Source organism: Sphingomonas rustica (assembly GCF_039652585.1).
Lineage (GTDB): Bacteria > Pseudomonadota > Alphaproteobacteria > Sphingomonadales > Sphingomonadaceae > Sphingomonas > Sphingomonas rustica.
Window position 1 is genome coordinate 92,631 of the sequence record NZ_JBDIZK010000012.1, and the last position, 19,398, is coordinate 112,028.

20 protein-coding genes are annotated in these 19,398 nt (G+C 65.8%); 15 read left to right on the plus strand and 5 right to left on the minus strand.

The genetic code is table 11. The features are described from left to right. Positions 1-260: 260 nt before the first annotated feature. On the minus strand, positions 261-1,505 hold the full coding sequence (locus TPR58_RS18385; protein ID WP_346248200.1) for a hypothetical protein: 1,245 nt from the start codon (positions 1,503-1,505) through the stop codon (positions 261-263). Between the two features lie 488 nt (positions 1,506-1,993). Between TPR58_RS18385 and TPR58_RS18390 the strand changes: the two genes are divergently transcribed. Then, entirely contained in the window at positions 1,994-3,439 is a 1,446-nt protein-coding gene (locus tag TPR58_RS18390) for a serine hydrolase domain-containing protein (RefSeq protein WP_346248201.1), read from the plus strand. Positions 3,440-3,509: 70 nt separating this feature from the next. On the opposite strand, the gene TPR58_RS18395 is transcribed toward TPR58_RS18390, so the two are convergent. Then, on the minus strand, positions 3,510-5,612 hold the full coding sequence (locus TPR58_RS18395) for a TonB-dependent siderophore receptor (RefSeq protein WP_346248202.1): 2,103 nt from the start codon (positions 5,610-5,612) through the stop codon (positions 3,510-3,512). Positions 5,613-5,726: 114 nt separating this feature from the next. Here TPR58_RS18395 and TPR58_RS18400 point away from each other — a divergent pair, with 114 nt between their 5' ends. From TPR58_RS18400 to TPR58_RS18410, 3 genes are read left to right on the plus strand one after another with little or no spacing between them, the layout of a single operon-like run. Continuing rightward, on the plus strand, positions 5,727-6,053 hold the full coding sequence (locus TPR58_RS18400) for a hypothetical protein (RefSeq protein WP_346248203.1): 327 nt from the start codon (positions 5,727-5,729) through the stop codon (positions 6,051-6,053). Further along, the gene (locus TPR58_RS18405; RefSeq protein WP_346248204.1) at positions 6,050-7,639 is read left to right on the plus strand and encodes a PepSY-associated TM helix domain-containing protein; all 1,590 of its coding nucleotides are present in this window, start codon (positions 6,050-6,052) and stop codon (positions 7,637-7,639) included. The genes TPR58_RS18400 and TPR58_RS18405 overlap by 4 nt, the downstream gene beginning before the upstream one ends. Then, complete coding sequence (locus TPR58_RS18410; RefSeq protein WP_346248205.1) at positions 7,636-7,911, plus strand: hypothetical protein; 276 nt, start codon at positions 7,636-7,638, stop codon at positions 7,909-7,911. Before TPR58_RS18405 ends, TPR58_RS18410 begins: the two co-directional genes overlap by 4 nt. A 65-nt stretch (positions 7,912-7,976) precedes the next feature. Here TPR58_RS18410 and TPR58_RS18415 read toward each other — a convergent pair whose 3' ends face one another. Further along, positions 7,977-8,432: a universal stress protein gene (locus tag TPR58_RS18415; RefSeq protein WP_346248206.1), complete on the minus strand. Its 456-nt coding sequence runs from the start codon at positions 8,430-8,432 to the stop codon at positions 7,977-7,979. A gap of 134 nt (positions 8,433-8,566) precedes the next feature. Between TPR58_RS18415 and TPR58_RS18420 the strand changes: the two genes are divergently transcribed. From TPR58_RS18420 to lpdA, 5 genes are read left to right on the plus strand one after another with little or no spacing between them, the layout of a single operon-like run. After that, positions 8,567-9,880: a pyruvate dehydrogenase complex dihydrolipoamide acetyltransferase gene (locus TPR58_RS18420; protein ID WP_346248207.1), complete on the plus strand. Its 1,314-nt coding sequence runs from the start codon at positions 8,567-8,569 to the stop codon at positions 9,878-9,880. A 17-nt stretch (positions 9,881-9,897) separates the two neighbouring features. Then, positions 9,898-10,155 carry a hypothetical protein gene (locus TPR58_RS18425; RefSeq protein ID WP_346248208.1) on the plus strand — a complete coding sequence of 86 codons (258 nt, stop codon included), beginning with the start codon at positions 9,898-9,900 and terminating at the stop codon, positions 10,153-10,155. Further along, on the plus strand, positions 10,148-10,561 hold the full coding sequence (locus TPR58_RS18430; protein ID WP_346248209.1) for an acyl-CoA thioesterase: 414 nt from the start codon (positions 10,148-10,150) through the stop codon (positions 10,559-10,561). The genes TPR58_RS18425 and TPR58_RS18430 overlap by 8 nt, the downstream gene beginning before the upstream one ends. Then, a complete protein-coding gene (locus TPR58_RS18435; protein ID WP_346248210.1) occupies positions 10,558-10,986 on the plus strand; it encodes a hypothetical protein in 429 nt (142 codons plus the stop codon). Before TPR58_RS18430 ends, TPR58_RS18435 begins: the two co-directional genes overlap by 4 nt. Next, entirely contained in the window at positions 10,979-12,376 is a 1,398-nt protein-coding gene (gene lpdA / locus TPR58_RS18440; RefSeq protein ID WP_346248211.1) for a dihydrolipoyl dehydrogenase, read from the plus strand. Before TPR58_RS18435 ends, lpdA begins: the two co-directional genes overlap by 8 nt. Positions 12,377-12,441: 65 nt before the next feature. Here lpdA and TPR58_RS18445 read toward each other — a convergent pair whose 3' ends face one another. Then, the gene (locus tag TPR58_RS18445) at positions 12,442-12,909 is read right to left on the minus strand and encodes a GFA family protein (RefSeq protein ID WP_346248212.1); all 468 of its coding nucleotides are present in this window, start codon (positions 12,907-12,909) and stop codon (positions 12,442-12,444) included. Between the two features lie 141 nt (positions 12,910-13,050). Here TPR58_RS18445 and TPR58_RS18450 point away from each other — a divergent pair, with 141 nt between their 5' ends. After that, positions 13,051-13,641, plus strand: a complete 591-nt coding sequence (locus TPR58_RS18450) for a DUF4142 domain-containing protein (protein ID WP_346248213.1) — start codon at positions 13,051-13,053, stop codon at positions 13,639-13,641. A gap of 54 nt (positions 13,642-13,695) precedes the next feature. Here the strand turns inward: TPR58_RS18450 and TPR58_RS18455 are convergent, their stop codons facing one another. Further along, positions 13,696-14,160 carry a bactofilin family protein gene (locus tag TPR58_RS18455; protein ID WP_346248214.1) on the minus strand — a complete coding sequence of 155 codons (465 nt, stop codon included), beginning with the start codon at positions 14,158-14,160 and terminating at the stop codon, positions 13,696-13,698. Between the two features lie 377 nt (positions 14,161-14,537). Here TPR58_RS18455 and rpsL point away from each other — a divergent pair, with 377 nt between their 5' ends. The 5 genes from rpsL to rpsJ all read left to right on the plus strand — a co-directional run bounded on the left by rpsL (position 14,538) and on the right by rpsJ (position 19,306). Continuing rightward, the gene (gene rpsL, locus TPR58_RS18460) at positions 14,538-14,909 is read left to right on the plus strand and encodes a 30S ribosomal protein S12 (protein WP_346248215.1); all 372 of its coding nucleotides are present in this window, start codon (positions 14,538-14,540) and stop codon (positions 14,907-14,909) included. 31 nt (positions 14,910-14,940) lie between these two features. Beyond that, positions 14,941-15,411, plus strand: a complete 471-nt coding sequence (gene rpsG / locus TPR58_RS18465; RefSeq protein WP_346248216.1) for a 30S ribosomal protein S7 — start codon at positions 14,941-14,943, stop codon at positions 15,409-15,411. Positions 15,412-15,476: 65 nt separating this feature from the next. Next, positions 15,477-17,570 (plus strand): elongation factor G, encoded by a 2,094-nt coding sequence (gene fusA / locus TPR58_RS18470; protein ID WP_346248217.1) that lies wholly within the window; start codon positions 15,477-15,479, stop codon positions 17,568-17,570. A gap of 79 nt (positions 17,571-17,649) precedes the next feature. Next, positions 17,650-18,843 carry an elongation factor Tu gene (tuf, locus tag TPR58_RS18475; RefSeq protein ID WP_346248218.1) on the plus strand — a complete coding sequence of 398 codons (1,194 nt, stop codon included), beginning with the start codon at positions 17,650-17,652 and terminating at the stop codon, positions 18,841-18,843. Between the two features lie 151 nt (positions 18,844-18,994). Next, entirely contained in the window at positions 18,995-19,306 is a 312-nt protein-coding gene (gene rpsJ / locus TPR58_RS18480; RefSeq protein WP_010545719.1) for a 30S ribosomal protein S10, read from the plus strand. Positions 19,307-19,398 lie beyond the last annotated feature (92 nt).

The following is a 19,398-nucleotide window of genomic DNA, read 5'->3' on the forward strand; positions in this document are numbered from 1 at the left end:
GGCGGCAATGCGGGGTCATTCGCCGGCGACGGGCGGAACCGAGCGGCGCCTTGCTGCTGCGGGAGCGGCGCAACGGCCGACCGCGCTCGACCCTGTCCGACCTGAAGGCGCGTGCCGAGCCTGATGACCCTCGTCGATCCCGCTGCCACAGGGTTGATCAGCTGCCCTGAGCCTCTTTCGATCGACGCGTTGTGCGGAACCATTGCCTTATCGGCTGCTTGCCGACTGCCTCGCCGCTGGCCTGGACCTGCCTGGTTACGCTATTTGGTGCCAAGCAATGTCGACGGCGTGAGTTCCGGAGCGACCACCAGCAGATCATAGCTGTCGACCAGGTCTCGCCATTGCGCATCCACACTGGCAGGCAGCCGGCCTCGCAACCTGCGCAGATCGAGCAGCATCCAGTCGTTTCGTGCTCCGCTGCCGAAGCCCGGCGGCACTGCGGTCTTGAGCCAGGCATAATCCGCGTCGTCGGACATGATGAAGGGCTCATGGCGAACCTGCCGACCGACGCCGCCATAGAAGGCGTGGACCCCTTTCGCACCATAGACGGCGATGTGAAGCGAAGCCGCGCCTTCACCGTCGGCGCGCTCCGCGACGAAGTTGCCGAGATCGCGCTGCCCCAGCCCGTTGACGCCCTTCGCCATGTGCACGTCGCCGAACTTGAAGAGCATGCGCGCCGGCTTCCGCCTCGCATCGAGATAGTGGAGGAGCGTCTGCTTCATCAGCTGGGCACGCTGGCCGTTGGACGCAAATCCGTCGCTGTTCTGGCTGAGATAGATGGCACGGGTTTCCGCGAGGCTGTCGAAAAGGGCATTCACCCGCGGACCGCCATCGCGGCGGATCGCCGTCCTGGCCTCCGCCATCTGCTGATCCGTGATCTTGAAGACGAGCAAGTCGCCCGGCGATCCGGTTCCGAGCGCCTCCGCCGTCGCAGTGCGATCCAACGCCGCGAGCTTGCCGATCGCCGCTCTGGCACTGGGGCCGGGCCGGGCTTCGATCATGCGCTCCAGCAGGTGGCCGGACGCGCCAAAGAACTCCTGATCGAGGCCCCATAACTGGAAATTCGGCCCGGCAAGCGCGGCGCATCCGGCTGCCATGTCGCTCTCGTCCTGGCCATTCTGGAACGCGAATGCATCGGGATGTGCCTGCAGGAAGCTGGAAATCCGTGCGACCCGGTCCGGCCTGCGCAGATCGCCGTTCACCACGCGCGCGGCTTCGGGCCCGATTTCGACGGCGAACGCATCCAGTCCACCGGGCGCCATCAGGCGGCAAATGCCGCTGGTGAATAGCGGGATCTCGCGAGACATATGGTCTTCGCCGATCAGCACATAGCGGGCCTTGGCGATCGCCAGCGACAGGATCTCGGCGCCCGGTCCGGACAATCCGCCCGCATCGACACGCAGGCTGGTTCGCGCCTGTTCCAGCCGGGCGGCGAATGACGAAGGCTTCGATGCGGTTTGTGCCATTGCAGGCACGATCGATGCGCCGGCGATCAGGAGCGCCATCAAGAGTTTCGAAGACATTTCCGCTGCGCCCCTGGTCAATCTTGTTATGACAGTCGTGAACCTTGTCGCTGACGTCACAAACGTCAACGCCATTTCGAATCGCGTCGTATCCGGGGTTTCGCGAGACGCGGCGCGACGCACACTCGGCGGCGAAGGGAGACATGACGCGACAGGGCTGGTGCCGTGAGGGATTTGCGATAGGTCCGGAACGTGCCATCTGGCGGGCGACGGCGGTCCGGGGCGGGGTTGTACCGTCGGAGGTTCGGGTTTCGGACTGCGGAAGAAGGTCCGGTGACACTTATGCTCCACGTGGCAATTGACCTCGCCTCCCGTCCGGTTAAGCTGACCTGATCGACGTCGGATGGGTCAGGGCACCGGACCCGTCCCGAACACAGGATCGGCGGGCGCTGCCACTGATTTGGCGAGTGTCCATGCTAAATATCGATAGACGATTTCTGTTGGCCGGCGGGGCCGGCATTCCGCTGGCCATGCTGTCATCCCCGGGACTGGCAAAGGCAGCTCCGGCATCCGATCTTCGCCTGCGTCCCACCGTTCATACGGGCACCGAGCGCTGGTCGCTCGGCGAGCGCATGGCGCATTACGGCGTGCCCGGCGTCGCGATGGCGGTGATGCGTGCGGGCAAGGTGGCGGCAATGCACGGGGTCGGCACCCGCATTGCGGGACGGGCGGCGCCGGTCACTGCGGACACGCTGTTTTCGGTGGGGTCGGTGAGCAAGCTTGCCAGTGCTGCGCTCTGCCTGAAGCTGGTGGCGCAGGGGGTTCTCGATCTCGATCGCGACGTGAACCACTGGCTGAGGCGGTGGCGCGTTCCTGCCGGCCCGCAGGGTGACGCGGGCGCGGTGACGTTGCGCATGCTGTTGTCCCACACGGGCGGTATAAACATCCACGGTTTCGCCGACTATTTGCCGGGCGCCCCGCTTCCCGACATTCTCCAGACGCTGAACGGGGAGGGACCGGCGAAGAACCCGTCGATTGCGCGGATCGATCGGGCTGGGAGCCGGTCGCGCTATTCCGGTGGCGGCTACATGATCGTCCAGGCGGTCATCGAGGATGCCAGCGGCGAGTACTTCGATGCGGTGGCGCGGCGACTGCTGTTCGATCCGCTGGGCATGACGCGCAGCCGGTTCGCGGCGTCACCCGCCGAAGACAGCGCCGATATCGCCCATGCCCATGACGATCGCGGCCGGCCGGTCGCCCTGCCGCGCGGGTGGCAGAGCTTTCCCGAACTCGCCCCTTCGGGGCTCTGGACCACGATGCGCGACCTGTCGCGCCTGATCCTCGCGCTGGGCGACAGCTATCGCAGGCCGGGCGGGTTCCTGCCGCAGGAACTGGCGACCGAGATGATGACGGTGGTCGCGCCCGGTTTCAACGGCCTGGGTGTGCGCCTCGCCGGGGAGGGGGCGGCGCGGATCTTTCACCACGCCGGCGCCAATGACAGCTACAAGGCCTATGTCGAGGGCAATCTTGCGACAGGCGACGGCCTGGTGGTGCTGACCAATGGCGCGCGGGGCGACGTTCTGGGCGACGAGATACGCAATGCGGTGTCGGATGCCTGTCGCTGGCCCGGGGACTGGTCGGTCGCGCTGCCCGCAATTCCCGCCGCCGCCATGCGGGACGGCTATGCCGGAACCTATCGTCGGCGCGAGGGGCAGGATCCGTTCGTGACGGGATTTCTGGACACCGGGTTCAGCGCCGATACGCTGGAACTCCTGCGCACCGGTGAGGGGTTTTCGGTCCGGTCGAAAGGACGAACCAGGAAACTCGCGGCGGTGAGCACCTCCAGCTTCGTGATGCCGGACGGCTATGTCCCGGCCGCGACCCTGATCCTGAAAGTGGCGCGTGTGGGGGATGGGACTGCCGGCCATCTGCTGGCGATCGCAGGGGACGACGTGTTGATCTTCGACCGGGTATAGCGGCGCGACGGACGGTGCTTCCGTCCGATCCGGGTCCATGCGGTCGTGACCGCACGGACCCGGCATCGCATCAGAAGCGGAAGCCCAAAGTCGCCATCACGTTGCGCGGGGCGGCCATGAAGCAATCGCCGCGGGCGAGGCAGGACGCGAAGGCCCGGTCGTCGAGCAGGTTGGTAGCGTTGATCGCAAGGCGCCACTGGTTCCAGCTGATCTCCGCCAGCGCGTCGACGGTGGTCCGCTCGGGCGTGACGATCGTGTAGAGCGTGCCCGGGACGATCGCCGGGTTGAGGCCGTACGGGTCGATCGGCCCGGTCGATTTGCTCTCGCCGCTATAGACGACGCCCGCGCCCAGCCGCAACTGCGGCCCGCCCAGGTTGCCGAAGGTCTTGGTCGACCAGATCGATGCGGTGTGGCGCGGCATATAGTCGAGGCTGGTGTTCACCTCGGAGTCGAGCTCGCTATAGCCGTAATTGACCAGCAGCTCGAAATCGCCGGGCAGGACCTGACTGGCCTCGAACTCGATGCCCTTGGTGGTCAGTTCGCCCGACTGGGTCGTGACGTTGTTGGCGAGATAGAGGACGCGGTTGCTTTCCTTGATGTGGAACCCGGTCACGGTCACCAGCGTCCGCGGACTCGGCTGCCACTTCACGCCGGCCTCGTACTGCGTCCCCATCTGCGGTTTGAACGGGTCGGTCGGCACGCCGCCGGGGCCGGTCAGCCGGCCGGCGATCGGCAGGAAGCTTTCGGTGTAGCTGAAGAAGGGCGAGAAGCCCGCGCCCAGCTCGCCGATGATGCCGGCGCGGAAGGTGGTGGCATTGTCGGTCTGTCCCGACGAATTGGTCACATGGTCGCGGCGGGCGCCGAGGATCACCGAGATGCGATCGAAGAAACGGATCTGGTCCTGGACATAGACGCCCAGCTGCTTCTGCGAATCATAGGCGAACGGACCGCTGGGATCGTAGCTCTTCAGCGACGCGTAATCGATGTCGTACAGGTCGACCGTTTCGAGCGTGGTCGCCGCATAGCGCTTGCCGACCTTGTTCCAGCTATAGTCGAGTCCGACCAGCAGCTTGTGCTCGATCGCCGCGCCGGTGTTGAAGCTCAACTCGACATTGTTGTCGGTCGAGAAGACGTTCATCCGCGCGTCGCTGGCGTCGGCATACAGGCCGATCGTCCGGCCGTCGGTGCCATAGACGGCGAACGGATTGGTCGGGTTGGTATAGCTGTCGGCATAATGCGTGAAATATTCGAGGTCGCTGTCGATGTAGCGCGCCTTCAGGCTGACCCGGATATTGTCCGAGAAGCGGTGGACCAGCGACCCGCCGCCCTGAAGCGACCGGCCATTATACCGGTCCCAGCCCGCCTTGCCGACAAAGGTATAGGGGTCGAGCTGCGCGCCGGGATTGCCCGGGTTGGGCAGGAAGGTCCCGACGATCGGCAGGAATTGCGAGGTCGAGCCGGTATTGTCCTTCTGGTACAGGCCGGTCAGGATCAGGTCGGTGTCCGGCGTCGGCTGCCAGCGGATCGACGGCGCGAACATGACCCGGTCGTCCGGCACATGATCGACATAGGTGTCGGCGTCGCGCACGCGGCCGACCGCTCGGACCGCCAGCGTGTCGCTCAGCGCGATATTGATGTCGCCCAGCGCTTCCTTGCGGTCATAGCTGCCATAGACGAGGTTCACTTCGCCACCGGTGCGGAACTCCGGGGTCTTGGAGACGAGGTTGACGAGGCCGCCGATCGATCCCTGACCGAACAGCACCGATGCCGGGCCGCGCACGATCTCGACCCGCGAGAAATTATAGGGGTCGGACGTGATGCTGGCATAATAGGAGAAGATGTCGCGCATGCCGTCGCGGAACTGAAGCGCGCTGATGCCGCGGACGTTGAAGCCGTCGACCCGCGTGTCGCGGCCATAGGGGTTGGCCAGCACGCCTGCGGCATATTTGACCGTGTCGCTGATGTTGATCGCGCCCTGCGACAGATACTGCTCGGACGGGATGACGGTCAGCGGCTGGGGCAGCTCGATCAGCGGGGTCTCGGTCTTGGTGCCGGCATTGGCGCCGGTGACCACGATCTCGTTTTCGGAGGAGACCGGTTCCTCTTCCTGCGCCCACGCAGCCTGGCTCGCCAAAATGGTCGCCAGGCCGGTCGCAATGATCAACTTCCCCATGAATCCGCCCTTCGCCTCATCCGATTTTCGATGTGCGGCGCTCCTATATAATTGCGACAGATTATCAATAGCATTTTTCTTGCCAAGGGCGGCCGGCGCTTTTATCCGGTTGCCATGTCTCCTCGGCACTATCCGCACCCGGCCCAGCCGCGCCATCGGTGGGCGCGAATCCTGCTGGCCGGTCCCGGCGCCATCGTCGTGACGCTGACGCTGCTCGCCGGCATGCCGCTGTGGCTGCCGGGGGGCGCGGCGGGGATCGACAATCTGGCGTTTCCGCTCGTCTTCGCCCCGTTGATCTGGGCGATGCTGTTCTTTCACGCCTGCCTTGACCGCAGGCTGGCGCGGGTCGCGATCGTGGCCGCGGCGCTGTTTCTCGTCCATGGCGGCATGGTTGCCTCGCGCTTCATGGCCGGGCCGCCCGAAACCGGGGTTGCGCGATGATCCATCTGGAGAAGAACGAGACCAAGGCGATGGTCGCGGTGCATGGCTGGTCGGGCATCCTGCTCGGCCTGCTGCTCTATGCCGTGGTGCTGACCGGGGCCGCCGCGGTCTTCGCGCACGAGATCGGCGCCTGGTCGGCGGGCCATCTCGCCACGCGCTCGTCGTTCGAACAGCCGATCGACGCGACGATCCGCCGCCTGACCGCGCAGACGCCGAAACAATATCACGAGGCAGTGAACCTCTTCGAGATCGGCGATCACGGGCTGGGCGTGTTCTTCCACCGCCACGAGCTCGACGCGAAGGGCGTGCCGACCGAGAGCGGCATCTATTACCAGGTCGACAATGGCGGTCGCGTGCTCGCCAGTGTCACCGGAAATGTCGACGAGATCTTCGGCCCGCGCAACGACGATGCGCTCAGCGCCTTCCTGGTCGACACCCATGTCCGGCTGCACGTGCCCAACCCCTGGGGCCTGTTGCTGACCGGCATTCTCGGCCTGGCGATGCTGGTCGCGGCGATTTCGGGCCTGCTGATCCACCGGCATCTGTTCAAGGACATCTTCACCCTGCGCCGCCGCGCCAGCCCGGTGCTGGTCAACCGCGACAAGCACAGCGTGGCGGGCACATGGAGCCTGCCCTTCGCCTTCGTGCTCGCCTTCACCGGCAGCTTCTTCTCCTTCTACGGCACGATCGGCGTGCCCGTGGTGGCGATGGCGGCGTTCGGGGGCGATGTCGAGGCGCTGACCGAGGCGGTGTACGGCAATCCCGGCACGCCCGATCCGCGCCCGGCCGCGATGGGCAATCTCGACCGGATCACCACCGACGCGATCCGCCGCACCGGGGAAGTGCCGACGTTCATCGCGATCGAGAAGTTCGGCCGCGCGGATGCCGATGTCACCAGCTATCACAATCCCCGGGAGGGCGACCTCGAGCCGGTGGCGCTGCTCTACAAGGGGGCGACCGCCGAATTCGTTCGCGCCAAGCCCAATGTCGGCGCGCTGCCGTCCGCGGGCGGCACGCTGGTCGGGATCATGGGACCGCTCCACTTCGGCAATTTCGCAGGCATGCTGTCCAAGGCGATCTGGTTCGGGCTGGGTTTCGCCATGTGCTACGTGACCTATACCGGGATGCGGCTGTGGGTGGTGCGGCGGCGTGAGGAGTCGCGTGCGCTGTTCTGGCTGGAACGGACGCTGACGGTCGTCGGATTCGGCCTGCCGCTCGGGCTCGTCGCTTCCGCCGCCGCGTTCCTGGTGACGATGCCGCTCGGCACGTCGGTCTACTGGACGACCGCCGCATTCCTGATCGCTTCCGCCGCAGCGATCCTCGCCGGGATTCTTGCGCGCAGCAACGACCAGCTGACCACGATACTCAAGGCGGCGACGGGCGGCATCATGCTGCTGCTGCCGCTGCTGCGCCTGTTCGTCGCCGGCGGCCCCGGCTGGGCCGAGGCCGTTGGTGCCGGCCAGCCGGTCATCGCCGCGCTCGACCTCGCCTTCGCCGTTGCCGGTCTGTGGCTGATCCGCGACTGCTGGACGCGCGCGCCCCGGCCCGCGCGCGCTTCCGAGCCGATGTTGAGCCCGGCCGAATGAGCATGATCCTTCTGGCGCTGGCGGCGCTTGCGCTGTCGGCGGTGCCGATCGTCCTGCTGGGCATCGGCGATCCGAAACGGCGGCGTGCCGCAGGGGCGAAGGACGTCAGCGCGTCGGGGCAGCGGTGGCTGCTGGTGATCGCGGCCTGCCTGCCGGGACTGGCCTGCGCGCTGCTGGGCGATTCGGCCGCCTTCATCATGTGGCTTGGGGGATCGGCGCTGCTGGGATGGTCGGTCGCCGCCTATTTTTCCACGAAGCTCAAGGCTGAATAGGTCGTCGGTAGGGTCTGGCGGGCCGGAAAATCCCTGTTGCCGCCCGGCGCCAGCGCGTGCCGGCTTCAGCTCAGCCGGTCGATCGCCTCGGGTGTCAGCGAACCGGGGATGATCATCACCGGGACGCTCATCCCGCCGGCGTCGGCACCGGTGAAGTGCGACACCATCGGGCCCGGCGGGCCGCTGGCGGCGGCGCCCAGCACCAGCGCGGCGATCTCCGGATTGGCGGCGATCATCTCGCGCGCGATCCTGGCGCCGTCGCCCTGGCGGACGGTGATCGCCGGCTTGATACCCGACTCGGCCAGCAGCGTGCCCGCGGCGCGCGCGACCAGCGCCTCGGCGCGCATCTGGGTCTCTTCCTCGATCGCAGCCATCACGCCGCCCCACTGGACGAATTCGGTCTGCTGGGTGATGGCCAGGATCTCGACCGTGCCGCCGGTCTTGACCGCGCGGCGCGCGGCGAAGCGCATGGCGATCTCCGCCTCCGGACTTTCATCTATGACGACCAGATAGGTGCGCATCGTGCCAAGTCCTCTCCCCCGATCCGTAGGTGCCTTGTGATCGCGATCCTTGCAAGCGGCTTGACCCGGGGCGGGTCGGACGCGAAGAGGGCGCGGACATCCCCTCCCCGGGAACACAGAAGACGGAATCTTCCATGCCCATCGAAATCAAGATGCCTGCGCTCTCGCCCACGATGGAAGAGGGCACGCTCGCCAAGTGGCTCGTCAAGGAAGGCGACACGGTCAAGTCCGGCGACCTGATGGCCGAGATCGAGACCGACAAGGCGACGATGGAATTCGAAGCCGTCGATGAGGGCGTGATCGCCAGGATCCTGGTCGCCGAGGGTACCGACAATGTGAAGGTCGGCACCGTGATCGCCGTTCTGGCAGGAGAGGGCGAGGATGCGTCCGACGCCGCCGCGTCGCCGGCCCCCGCTGCCGCGCCCGCGCCGACGGAAGCAAAGAGCGAGCCGGCCAAGGCCGAGGCCGCACCGACGCCGACTCCCGCGCCGGCCCCCGCCCAGGCGCAGCAGGCCTCCGGTGACCGGGTGAAGGCAAGCCCGCTGGCGCGCCGCATCGCCGCCGACAAGGGCGTCGACCTGGCCGGCGTGACCGGATCGGGCCCGCACGGCCGAATCGTCAAGGCGGATGTCGAGGGCGCCAAGCCCGGCGCCGCTGCGTCAGCCGCCGCGCCCGCCGCTTCGGCTCCGGCACCCTCGGCCGCTCCGGCACCTGCCGCCGCGCCCGCCGAGCACAAGCCGGTCTGGTATGACGAGAGCATTCCCCATGAGGAGGAAAAGCTCAGCAACATCCGCAAGACGATCGCGCGCCGCCTGACCGAATCGAAGCAGACGGTGCCGCACATCTATCTGACGGTGGACGTACGCCTCGACGCGCTCCTGAAGCTGCGCGGCGAACTGAACAAGGCGCTGGAAGGCCGCGGCGTGAAGCTGTCGGTCAACGACCTGCTGATCAAGGCGCTGGGCGTCGCGCTGGTCCAGGCGCCGAAGTGCAACGTCACCTACACCGGCGAGAAGCTGATCAAGTATAGCCGCGCCGACGTGTCGGTGGCGGTGTCGACGCCGACCGGCCTGATCACGCCGATCGTGCGTGACGCGGCGAACAAGAGCGTCTCCGCCATCTCGGCCGAGATGAAGGACCTCGCCGAGCGCGCCCGCGACGGCAAGCTGAAGCCCGAGGAATATCAGGGCGGCACCGCCAGCCTGTCGAACATGGGCATGTTCGGGATCAAGCAGTTCGATGCGGTCATCAATCCGCCGCAGGGCATGATCCTGGCGGTCGGTTCGGGCGAGAAGCGCCCGTACATCGTCGATGACGCGCTGGGCGTGGCGACGGTCATGACCGTCACCGGCAGCTTCGATCACCGCGCGATCGACGGCGCCGACGGCGCCGAGATGATGAAGATCCTCAAGGGGCTGATCGAATCGCCGATGGGCATGATCGCCTGAACGATCGAGGGACGGCCATGCGCGTCTTCATCGAAGTGATGCATGTCATGATCGGGCTGGTGGCCGCGGCGGTCATCGGCCAGGTCGCGAGCTGGTCCTATCCGCTGGCCAATCGCGACATCTGGCTGGTGACCTATGCGGCGATGGTCGCGGTCGTCGCGATGGGTGCGCGGCCGACCTGGCGCGCGTGGCAGGCGGATCGCCGCACGCTCGCCAGCGCCGGGCAGGGCGGGGCGGCCACCGCCCGGCGCGAAGAGGCGCAATCCGATGACTGACCCGAACCCCGTACAGACGCCGCCCGAGCGGGCGCCGACCATCCGCGTCATCGCGATGCCAGCGGATGCCAACCCCTATGGCGACATCTTCGGCGGCTGGCTGATGAGCCAGATGGATCTTGCCGCGGGATCGATCGCGTCGCGCCATTCGCATGGCCGCGCGGTGACCATTGCGGTCGAGGCGATGCAGTTCCACCTTCCGGTCGCGGTCGGCGACGAGGTATCGGTCTATGCCGAGCTGGTGCGCACCGGTCGCACCTCGATGACGATCGAGGTCGAAGCCTGGCGCCGCCACCGTCACGAGGAAATGATGCACAAGGTTACCGAAGCCCGCTTCACCTTCGTGGCGATCGACGAGCACCGCAGGTCGCGCCCGGTGGCGCCGATCGAGGGAAGCCCGGCGTGACCGGATACCCGCCGTTGGGCTTTTCGCTGCTGCAGGCGCTGATGGTGGCGCTGGTGCTGCTGACGCCATGGGTGGCGATGGCATTTGCCACGCGGCACCGCCTGTCCGGCGGAGACGCGCTGCTGCTGGTGCCCGTCTATCCGGCCTTCGCCCTGCTGACCTTGCTGGTCTTCCTGCCCTTCGAGGGGCATTGGGCGGATGGCGAGGTATTCGGACCGATGGAGATCGGCCGGGCGCTGCTGATCGGGGCGACCGCGCTGCTGATCGGCACCCTCTATACCCAGCGCCGGGGTCTTGCGACCCGCAGCGGCGGCGAAATCGCGCATCAGCTCGGCGCGAGCATCCTTATCGGTGCCGGCTGGGGCCTGGTCTGGGTCCTGGCGGGCTGGTTCCTCACCTCTCTCGGAATGGCGAACAATGGCTGAATCCTATGACCTGATCGTGCTCGGCTCCGGGCCGGGCGGCTATGTCGCGGCGATCCGCGCGGCCCAGCTGGGCCTCAAGACCGCGATCGTCGAGCGCGAACTGCTCGGCGGCATCTGCCTCAACTGGGGCTGTATCCCGACCAAGGCGCTGCTGCGCTCGGCCGAGATCTACCACTATATGCAGCATGCCAAGGACTACGGCCTGGTCGCGGACCAGATCAGCGCCGACCTGGACGCAGTGGTGAAGCGCTCGCGCGGCGTGGCCAAGCAGCTGAACCAGGGCGTCACGCACCTGATGAAGAAGAACAAGATCGCGGTGCACATGGGCACCGGCGCGCTGACGGGGAAGGGCAAGCTGACCGTCACCGCGCAGGACGGCAAGACGACCGAACTGACCGCGAAGAACATCATCGTCGCCACCGGCGCGCGCGCCCGCGACCTGCCCTTCGCCAAGGCCGACGGCAAGCGCATCTGGACCTATCGCCATGCGATGACGCCAAGCGAGATGCCGACCCGGCTGCTGGTGATCGGATCGGGTGCGATCGGTGTCGAGTTCGCCAGCTTCTACAACGACATGGGCGTCGACGTGACGATCGTCGAGATGCTCGACCGGATCGTGCCGGTCGAGGACAAGGATGTATCCGCGCATCTCGAAAAGGCGTTCAAGAAGCAGGGGATGACGATCCTGACCTCGACCGGCGTCGAGAAGCTGGACGTCGGCGCGGACGGCGTGAAGGCGTCGATCAAGGCCAAGGACGGCAAGGTGACGACCGAGGCGTTCAGCCATGTCATCGTCGCGATCGGCATTGTGCCGAACACCGAGAGCATCGGGCTGGAAACGCTGGGAGTGAAGACCGAGCGCGGCCATATCGTCACCGACGGCGCCTGCAGCACGAACGTCGATGGACTGTACGCGATCGGCGACGTGACGGCGCCGCCCTGGCTGGCGCACAAGGCGAGCCATGAGGGCGTGATCGCGGTCGAGGCGATCGCCGGCAAGCATCCGCATGCGATGGATCCGCGGAACATCCCGGGCTGCACCTATTGCCACCCGCAGATCGCCAGCGTCGGCCTGACCGAGGAAAAGGCGAAGGAAGCGGGTTACGAGGTCAAGGCGGGCACTTTCCCGTTCATCGGCAACGGCAAGGCGATCGCGCTGGGTGAGCCCGAGGGCTTCGTGAAGACGGTATTCGACGCGAAGACCGGCGAGCTGCTGGGCGCGCACATGATCGGTGCCGAAGTGACCGAGATGATCCAGGGCTATACCATCGCCAAGACCGGCGAACTGACCGAGGCGGAGCTGATGGAAACGGTGTTCCCGCACCCGACGATCAGCGAGACGATGCACGAGGGCGTGCTCGCCGCGTTCGGCCGGGTGCTGCACATGTGATCGGCCGGCCCCCTTCCCGAAGGATCGGGGAGGGGGCGGCGCTCAGTCCGGGCCGGTCTGTACCGTCAGTCGCGCGTCGCGGACCAGTCGGCGAAATCGCGGATCAGACCGGCATAGTCCGGCATTTCCGGAAACGTCTCGAAGCTGTGGACTGCCGAGGTCGCTGCCCAGGGGAGCGCTTCGCTGCGATAGGTTTCGATGAATGGTGCGTACCCGCTCGGATCATCGAGCAGGGTTGCGCGGACATTGATGAAGCCCGGCTCGGGCACGATCCGGGTGAAGACCCAGCTCTTGCACCAGTCGCAGTGATGATGGCGTGACCGGTCGCCGTGCAGGCCCCCGATCACCGGCTCACCCGCGATGATCTCGAACCCGTCGGTCGGCACCGCCATGCTGGTCGAGAAGGCGCTGGCCGACATGTGCTGGCAACCGGTGCAATGGCAGGCCATCGTCAGCATCGGCGCTGCGCTGATCCGGAAGCGGACCTGGCCGCAGCGGCATCCGCCCTCCATCGGCAGCGTCCATCCAGTCATGGCATGTCTCCTTCTATCTGCGGGCATTTCCGCGGGGGTACCTTCGTGACGCGGTGTCGTCCACCGACTGTCCCGACCCGGCACCACCGGGACGGAACGCGCGAGGGTCGGTGACGTTGGAGGCCGCCGAAGGAGACGGCCATGAATCGCACCACCTTATTCACCCTGACGCTGCCAGCGTTCGCGCTGCTCGCGGCGTGCAACGGCAATACCGACGCCGATACCAGCGTCACCAACAACGGCGCTGCCGTGACCGAGATCAGCAGCACGACTGAAAACGGCACGATGAACACGACGATCGCCACGCCGGCGATGACGCCGCAGCAATTTGCCGACACCGCCGCTGCCAGCGACATGTTCGAGATCGAATCGGGCAAGCTGGCACAGCAAAAGTCGAGCACCCAGGCGCTGAAGGACTTCGGGAAGATGATGGTCGACCATCACACTCGGTCCACCGAGGCGCTGAAGACCGCCGCCGGCAAGGCCAGCCCCGCGCTGACGCCGGTTGCCAAGCTCGATGCCGAGCAGACGGCGAACCTGGAAGCGCTGCGCGGTGCGACCGGCGCCGAGTTCGACCGCCTGTATCGCGATCAGCAGACTGCGGCGCACCAGAAGGCGCTGGCGGCGATGCAGGCCTATGGCGAGACCGGCGACTCGGCGACGCTGAAGGACTTCGCCTCGAGCACCCAGTCGGTGGTCAAGTCGCACCTCGAGCGCTTGCAGGCCATGTAAGCGATCGCGGGACGCGCGCCGGACTGCGCGCGTCCCCCGATCCATAAGGGCCGGTCAGGCCGCCTGGCTGGTGACGATGCTCGTCGCGGCCGGCGGTGCGACCGTGAGGATCGCCGGCTGGGATGCCGCGACCCCGCCGAGGTGCGTCAGGCGGCCGTCGACCTGACCGCCCTGTTCGATCGCGATCGTCTCATATTCGATATCCCCCGCGATGCGGGCACCGGTCTCGACGGTGAGGTGCCGAACGCGCACCGATCCCTCGACGCTTCCGGCCAGCCGGGCGGTCTCGGCGGTGATGCTGCCGGTGATCCGGCTTTCGGCGCCTTGGATGACCGCGTTGCAGATCACGTCGCCATCGACATGACCTTCGATATGCAAGTCGGAACTGGCGTTCAGGTTGCCCGCCACGATCACGTCCGCGCCGATGACGGAAAACATCCCGCGCTTGGTCGTATCCGCGGGGCGCACCGCCCGCGCCCTGCCGCGATCGTCACCGCCCACCCGTTTCGCACTGAACATCGAAGCCCCCTTCCTGCCCGAATCGTTTCGGGGGCGCTTCTATCACGACGGGGGTCGAATCGCAGCGCGGACCCGCGGCGCTTTTGTGCCGAAATGGGGGGATTGCCGTGCGAAAGCCGGCAAAATTGCGGTGAGCGGTGGCTGGGCCGGCGCGGGGAGCGGCTTCCCGGCGAGCGGCATTGACCCATGCGGCGCCCACGGTTATAGGCGCCGCGTCCCGAGAAGCGGCCGATTCCGGCTTGGCCTGTCGGGACGCTTTGAGCTGAACGTTGCTGGAGACGCAATGGCCCGGGGGGTCGAGAGACCATCGGGGCCTTTTCGTATTCTTTATGTTTCTGGGCTCCAGCAAAGTAACCGTCTGAAAGGTGAAGGGCTTCATGCCGACGATTAACCAGTTGGTCCGCAAGGGCCGCGAACCGCAGAAGACCAAGTCGAAGGTCCCTGCGATGGAACAGAATCCGCAGAAGCGTGGTGTCTGCACCCGCGTCTATACGACGACTCCGAAGAAGCCGAACTCGGCACTTCGCAAGGTTGCAAAGGTTCGCCTGACCAACAGCCGCGAAGTCATCAGCTACATCCCCGGTGAAGGCCACAACCTTCAGGAGCACTCCGTGGTCCTGATCCGTGGCGGCCGTGTGCGCGACCTTCCCGGTGTGCGCTATCACGTGCTGCGCGGCGTGCTCGACACGCAGGGCGTCAAGGATCGCAAGCAAAGCCGTTCGAAGTACGGCGCGAAGCGTCCCAAGTAAGCTGTCTCGGTACTAAGGAAGGAAGAAGCCAATGGCTCGTCGTCGTCGTCCCGAGAAGCGGGAAATCCTGCCCGATCCCAAGTTCGGGGATGTGGTGCTTTCGAAGTTCATGAATTCGGTCATGCTGGACGGCAAGAAGTCCGTGGCCGAGGGCATCGTCTATACGGCGCTCGACACCGTCGAGCAGCGCGCGAAGCGCGAGCCGATCGGCGTGTTCCATGACGCGCTGAACAACATCAAGCCGGGCATCGAGGTCCGCAGCCGCCGCGTCGGCGGTGCGACCTATCAGGTTCCGGTGGAAGTGCGTCCGGAGCGTGCCCAGGCGCTGGCGATCCGCTGGCTGATTACCTCGGCCCGCAATCGCAGCGAGAACACCATGGCCGCCCGCCTGTCGGGCGAGCTGCTCGACGCGTCGAACAACCGCGGCAACGCGGTGAAGAAGCGCGAAGACACCCATCGCATGGCCGAGGCGAACCGCGCCTTCAGCCACTACCGCTGGTAAAAACGCCACCTATATATCGGGGAGCCGTCCAAAGCGGCTCCCCAAATTCTTAAGGAACCACGATCATGGCCCGCAGCCATCCGCTCGACCGTTATCGCAATATCGGCATCATGGCGCACATCGACGCCGGCAAGACGACGACGACCGAGCGCATCCTCTACTACACCGGCAAGTCCTACAAGATCGGCGAAGTGCATGAAGGCACGGCGACGATGGACTGGATGGAGCAGGAGCAGGAGCGCGGGATCACGATCACGTCCGCGGCGACCACCTGCAAGTGGCGCGCCGAAGAGGGCAAGGGTGAAGAGCACCTGATCAACATCATCGACACGCCGGGCCACGTCGACTTCACGATCGAAGTCGAGCGTTCGCTGCGCGTGCTCGACGGTGCGGTCGCGTGCTTCGACGGCGTCGCCGGCGTGGAGCCGCAGTCGGAGACCGTCTGGCGCCAGGCCGAGAAGTACAAGGTTCCGCGCATGTGCTTCGTCAACAAGCTGGACCGTACCGGTGCCAGCTTCGAGCGTTGCGTCGACATGATCAAGGACCGCCTGGGCGCGCGTCCGGCGGTGCTGTATCTTCCGATCGGCATCGAGGGCGGCTTCAAGGGCCTGGTTGACCTGGTTGAGAACCGCGCGATCATCTGGCTCGACGAGTCGCTGGGCGCGAAGTTCGAATATCGCGAGATCCCCGACGACCTGAAGGACGCAGCCGCCACCGCGCGCAGCGAACTGATCGAGATGGCCGTCGAGCAGGACGATGCGGTCATGGAAGCGTATCTCGAGGGCAACGAGCCTGATTCGAAGACGCTGAAGGCGCTGATCCGCAAGGGCACGCTGAACTTCTCGTTCGTGCCGGTGCTGTGCGGCTCGGCGTTCAAGAACAAGGGCGTGCAGCCCCTGCTCGACGCCGTCGTCGATTTCCTGCCGAGCCCGCTCGACATCCCCGACGTGCAGGGCGTGAAGCTCGACGGCGAGACCCCGGACACGCGTCCGCCCGCCGACGATGCTCCGATGTCGCTGCTCGCGTTCAAGATCATGAACGATCCGTTCGTCGGCTCGCTCACCTTCGCGCGCATCTATTCGGGCAAGCTCGAAAAGGGCCAGTACCTGAACTCGGTGAAGGACAAGAAGGAGAAGATCGGCCGCATGCTGTTGATGCACGCGAACTCGCGTGAGGACATCAACGAGGCATTCGCCGGCGACATCGTCGCGATCGCGGGTCTCAAGGAGACCACGACCGGCGATACGCTGTGCGACATCGCGCACCCGATCATCCTCGAGCGCATGGAATTCCCCGAGCCCGTGATCGAGCTGTCGGTGGAGCCGAAGACCAAGGCCGACCAGGAGAAGATGGGCATCGCCCTGAACCGCCTGGCAGCCGAGGACCCCTCGTTCCGCGTCTCGACCGACCATGAGTCGGGCCAGACCATCATCAAGGGCATGGGCGAGCTCCATCTCGAGATCCTGGTCGATCGCATGAAGCGCGAGTTCAAGGTCGAGGCGAATGTCGGCGCGCCGCAGGTGGCGTATCGCGAATATCTCGCAAAGCCGGTCGAGCTGACCTACACGCACAAGAAGCAGTCGGGTGGCTCGGGCCAGTTCGGCGAGGTCAAGGTGCAGGTGAAGCCGGGCGAGCGCGGTTCGGGCTACCAGTTCTTCGACGAGATCAAGGGCGGCAACATTCCGCGCGAATATATCCCGTCGGTCGAGAAGGGCTTCCGTGAGACGGCGCAGACCGGATCGCTGATCGGCTTCCCGATCATCGACTTCGAGGTGCACCTGATCGACGGCAAGTACCACGACGTCGACTCGTCGGCGCTGGCGTTCGAAATCTGTGCCCGTGGCGCGATGCGCGAAGCGGCCCAGAAGGCGGGCATCAAACTGCTCGAGCCGATCATGAAGGTCGAGGTCGTCACCCCCGAGGATTATCTCGGCGACGTCATCGGCGACATGAACAGCCGTCGCGGCCAGATCCAGGGCACCGACAGCCGCGGCAACGCGCAGACGGTCGAGGCGATGGTCCCGCTGGCCAACATGTTCGGCTATGTGAACCAGCTCCGCTCGTTCACCCAGGGCCGCGCGCAGTACAGCATGCAGTTCAGCCATTACGACGAAGTGCCGCAGAATGTGGCCGACGAAGTGAAGGCGAAGCTGGCGTAACTCGAAATCAGCCGCTATGGGGCCGCGTTCCAGCGAGTCCCTTCAGCGGCGCGGAAATGACTTAGAAGGTAGGAAAACAATGGCGAAGGCAAAGTTTGAGCGGAACAAGCCGCACCTCAACATCGGCACCATCGGCCACGTCGATCACGGCAAGACCTCGCTGACCGCAGCGATCACCAAGATCCTGGCCGAGGAAGGCCTGTCGGAGAAGGTCGACTTCGAGAACATCGACAAGGCTCCGGAAGAGCGCGAGCGCGGCATCACGATCTCGACCGCACACGTCGAGTACGAGACGCAGAACCGCCACTATGCGCACGTCGATTGCCCGGGCCACGCCGATTATGTGAAGAACATGATCACCGGCGCAGCCCAGATGGACGGCGCGATCCTGGTGGTCGCCGCCACCGACGGCCCGATGCCGCAGACGAAGGAGCACATCCTGCTCGCTCGCCAGGTCGGCGTGCCGACCATGGTCGTCTTCCTGAACAAGGTCGACCTGGTCGACGACGAGGAAATCCTCGAGCTCGTCGAGATGGAGATCCGCGAAGAGCTGTCGAAGCGTGAATTCGACGGCGACAACATTCCGATCATCCGTGGTTCGGCGACCGCCGCCCTGTCGGGTTCGGACGCGAAGCTGGGCAAGGAAGCGATCCTGGCGCTGATGGCAGCCGTCGACGAGTCGATCCCGCAGCCGGAGCGTCCGCTGGACAAGCCGTTCATGATGCCGATCGAGGACGTGTTCTCGATCTCGGGCCGCGGCACCGTCGTGACCGGCCGCGTCGAGACCGGCATCGTCAAGGTTGGCGAGGAAGTCGAGATCGTCGGTATCCAGCCGACTGTCCGCAAGACCACCGTCACCGGCGTCGAGATGTTCCGCAAGTTGCTCGACCAGGGCCAGGCAGGCGACAACATCGGCGCGCTGATCCGCGGCGTTGGCCGTGACGAAGTCGAGCGTGGCCAGGTTCTGGCCAAGCCGGGTTCGATCAAGCCGCACACCGACTTCCAGTCGGAAGTGTACGTGCTGTCGAAGGACGAGGGTGGCCGTCATACGCCGTTCTTCGCCAACTATCGTCCGCAATTCTACTTCCGCACGACCGACGTGACGGGCACGATCGAGCTGCCGGAAGGCACCGAGATGGTCATGCCGGGCGACAACGTGCCGCTGGGCATCAAGCTCATCGCACCGATCGCCATGGACGTCGGCCAGCGCTTCACGATCCGCGAGGGCGGCCGTACGGTCGGCGCCGGCGTCGTCGCGACGATCGACAAGTAAGCTGAAAAACGCAGCCGCCCGGCGGTCCTGGAAAGGATCGCCGGGCGGTTGCTTTTTGTTGGAGAATCGGGCATTGGCCCGCCTCCGTTGAGTATTTGAACAGCAAGAGTCTCGTGACAACGAGGCCCGCTCTTTCGCATTGGCAGGACCCATGGAAACGCAGAATATCCGCATTCGCCTGAAAGCGTTCGATCACCGAGTGCTCGACCAGGCTGCCGGCGACATCGCTGACACCGCCCGCCGTACCGGCGCGCTCATCCGTGGTCCGATCCCCTTGCCGACCCACATCGACAAGTTCACCGTCAACCGCGGCCCGCACATCGACAAGAAGTCGCGCGAGCAGTTCGAGACCCGCACCTACAAGCGCATGCTGGACATCGTTCAGCCGACCCCGCAGACGGTCGACGCGCTGATGAAGCTGGACCTCGCCGCCGGCGTTGACGTGGAGATCAAGCTGGCGTAATGCGCCGCTTCCACTAGAGATTCGCGCTCCCCGGATGGGTGAGGGCAGGTGCCTCGACCGGATCGAAGACGATCCACTGCAAGGCACCGGAG

Excerpts from the sequence above, each read along its gene's own strand:
- rpsJ (WP_010545719.1), top strand. The coding sequence starts at position 18,995 with ATGGAAACGCAGAATATCCGCATTCGCCTGAAAGCGTTCGATCACCGA.
- TPR58_RS18400 (WP_346248203.1), top strand. The coding sequence starts at position 5,727 with ATGTCTCCTCGGCACTATCCGCACCCGGCCCAGCCGCGCCATCGGTGG.
- TPR58_RS18405 (WP_346248204.1), top strand. The coding sequence starts at position 6,050 with ATGATCCATCTGGAGAAGAACGAGACCAAGGCGATGGTCGCGGTGCAT.
- tuf (WP_346248218.1), top strand. The coding sequence starts at position 17,650 with ATGGCGAAGGCAAAGTTTGAGCGGAACAAGCCGCACCTCAACATCGGC.
- lpdA (WP_346248211.1), top strand. The coding sequence starts at position 10,979 with ATGGCTGAATCCTATGACCTGATCGTGCTCGGCTCCGGGCCGGGCGGC.
- TPR58_RS18445 (WP_346248212.1), bottom strand. The coding sequence starts at position 12,909 with ATGACTGGATGGACGCTGCCGATGGAGGGCGGATGCCGCTGCGGCCAG.
- TPR58_RS18410 (WP_346248205.1), top strand. The coding sequence starts at position 7,636 with ATGAGCATGATCCTTCTGGCGCTGGCGGCGCTTGCGCTGTCGGCGGTG.
- rpsL (WP_346248215.1), top strand. The coding sequence starts at position 14,538 with ATGCCGACGATTAACCAGTTGGTCCGCAAGGGCCGCGAACCGCAGAAG.
- TPR58_RS18425 (WP_346248208.1), top strand. The coding sequence starts at position 9,898 with ATGCGCGTCTTCATCGAAGTGATGCATGTCATGATCGGGCTGGTGGCC.
- TPR58_RS18455 (WP_346248214.1), bottom strand. The coding sequence starts at position 14,160 with ATGTTCAGTGCGAAACGGGTGGGCGGTGACGATCGCGGCAGGGCGCGG.
- TPR58_RS18415 (WP_346248206.1), bottom strand. The coding sequence starts at position 8,432 with ATGCGCACCTATCTGGTCGTCATAGATGAAAGTCCGGAGGCGGAGATC.
- TPR58_RS18450 (WP_346248213.1), top strand. The coding sequence starts at position 13,051 with ATGAATCGCACCACCTTATTCACCCTGACGCTGCCAGCGTTCGCGCTG.
- rpsG (WP_346248216.1), top strand. The coding sequence starts at position 14,941 with ATGGCTCGTCGTCGTCGTCCCGAGAAGCGGGAAATCCTGCCCGATCCC.
- TPR58_RS18390 (WP_346248201.1), top strand. The coding sequence starts at position 1,994 with ATGCTGTCATCCCCGGGACTGGCAAAGGCAGCTCCGGCATCCGATCTT.
- TPR58_RS18385 (WP_346248200.1), bottom strand. The coding sequence starts at position 1,505 with ATGGCGCTCCTGATCGCCGGCGCATCGATCGTGCCTGCAATGGCACAA.
- TPR58_RS18420 (WP_346248207.1), top strand. The coding sequence starts at position 8,567 with ATGCCCATCGAAATCAAGATGCCTGCGCTCTCGCCCACGATGGAAGAG.
- fusA (WP_346248217.1), top strand. The coding sequence starts at position 15,477 with ATGGCCCGCAGCCATCCGCTCGACCGTTATCGCAATATCGGCATCATG.
- TPR58_RS18430 (WP_346248209.1), top strand. The coding sequence starts at position 10,148 with ATGACTGACCCGAACCCCGTACAGACGCCGCCCGAGCGGGCGCCGACC.
- TPR58_RS18395 (WP_346248202.1), bottom strand. The coding sequence starts at position 5,612 with ATGGGGAAGTTGATCATTGCGACCGGCCTGGCGACCATTTTGGCGAGC.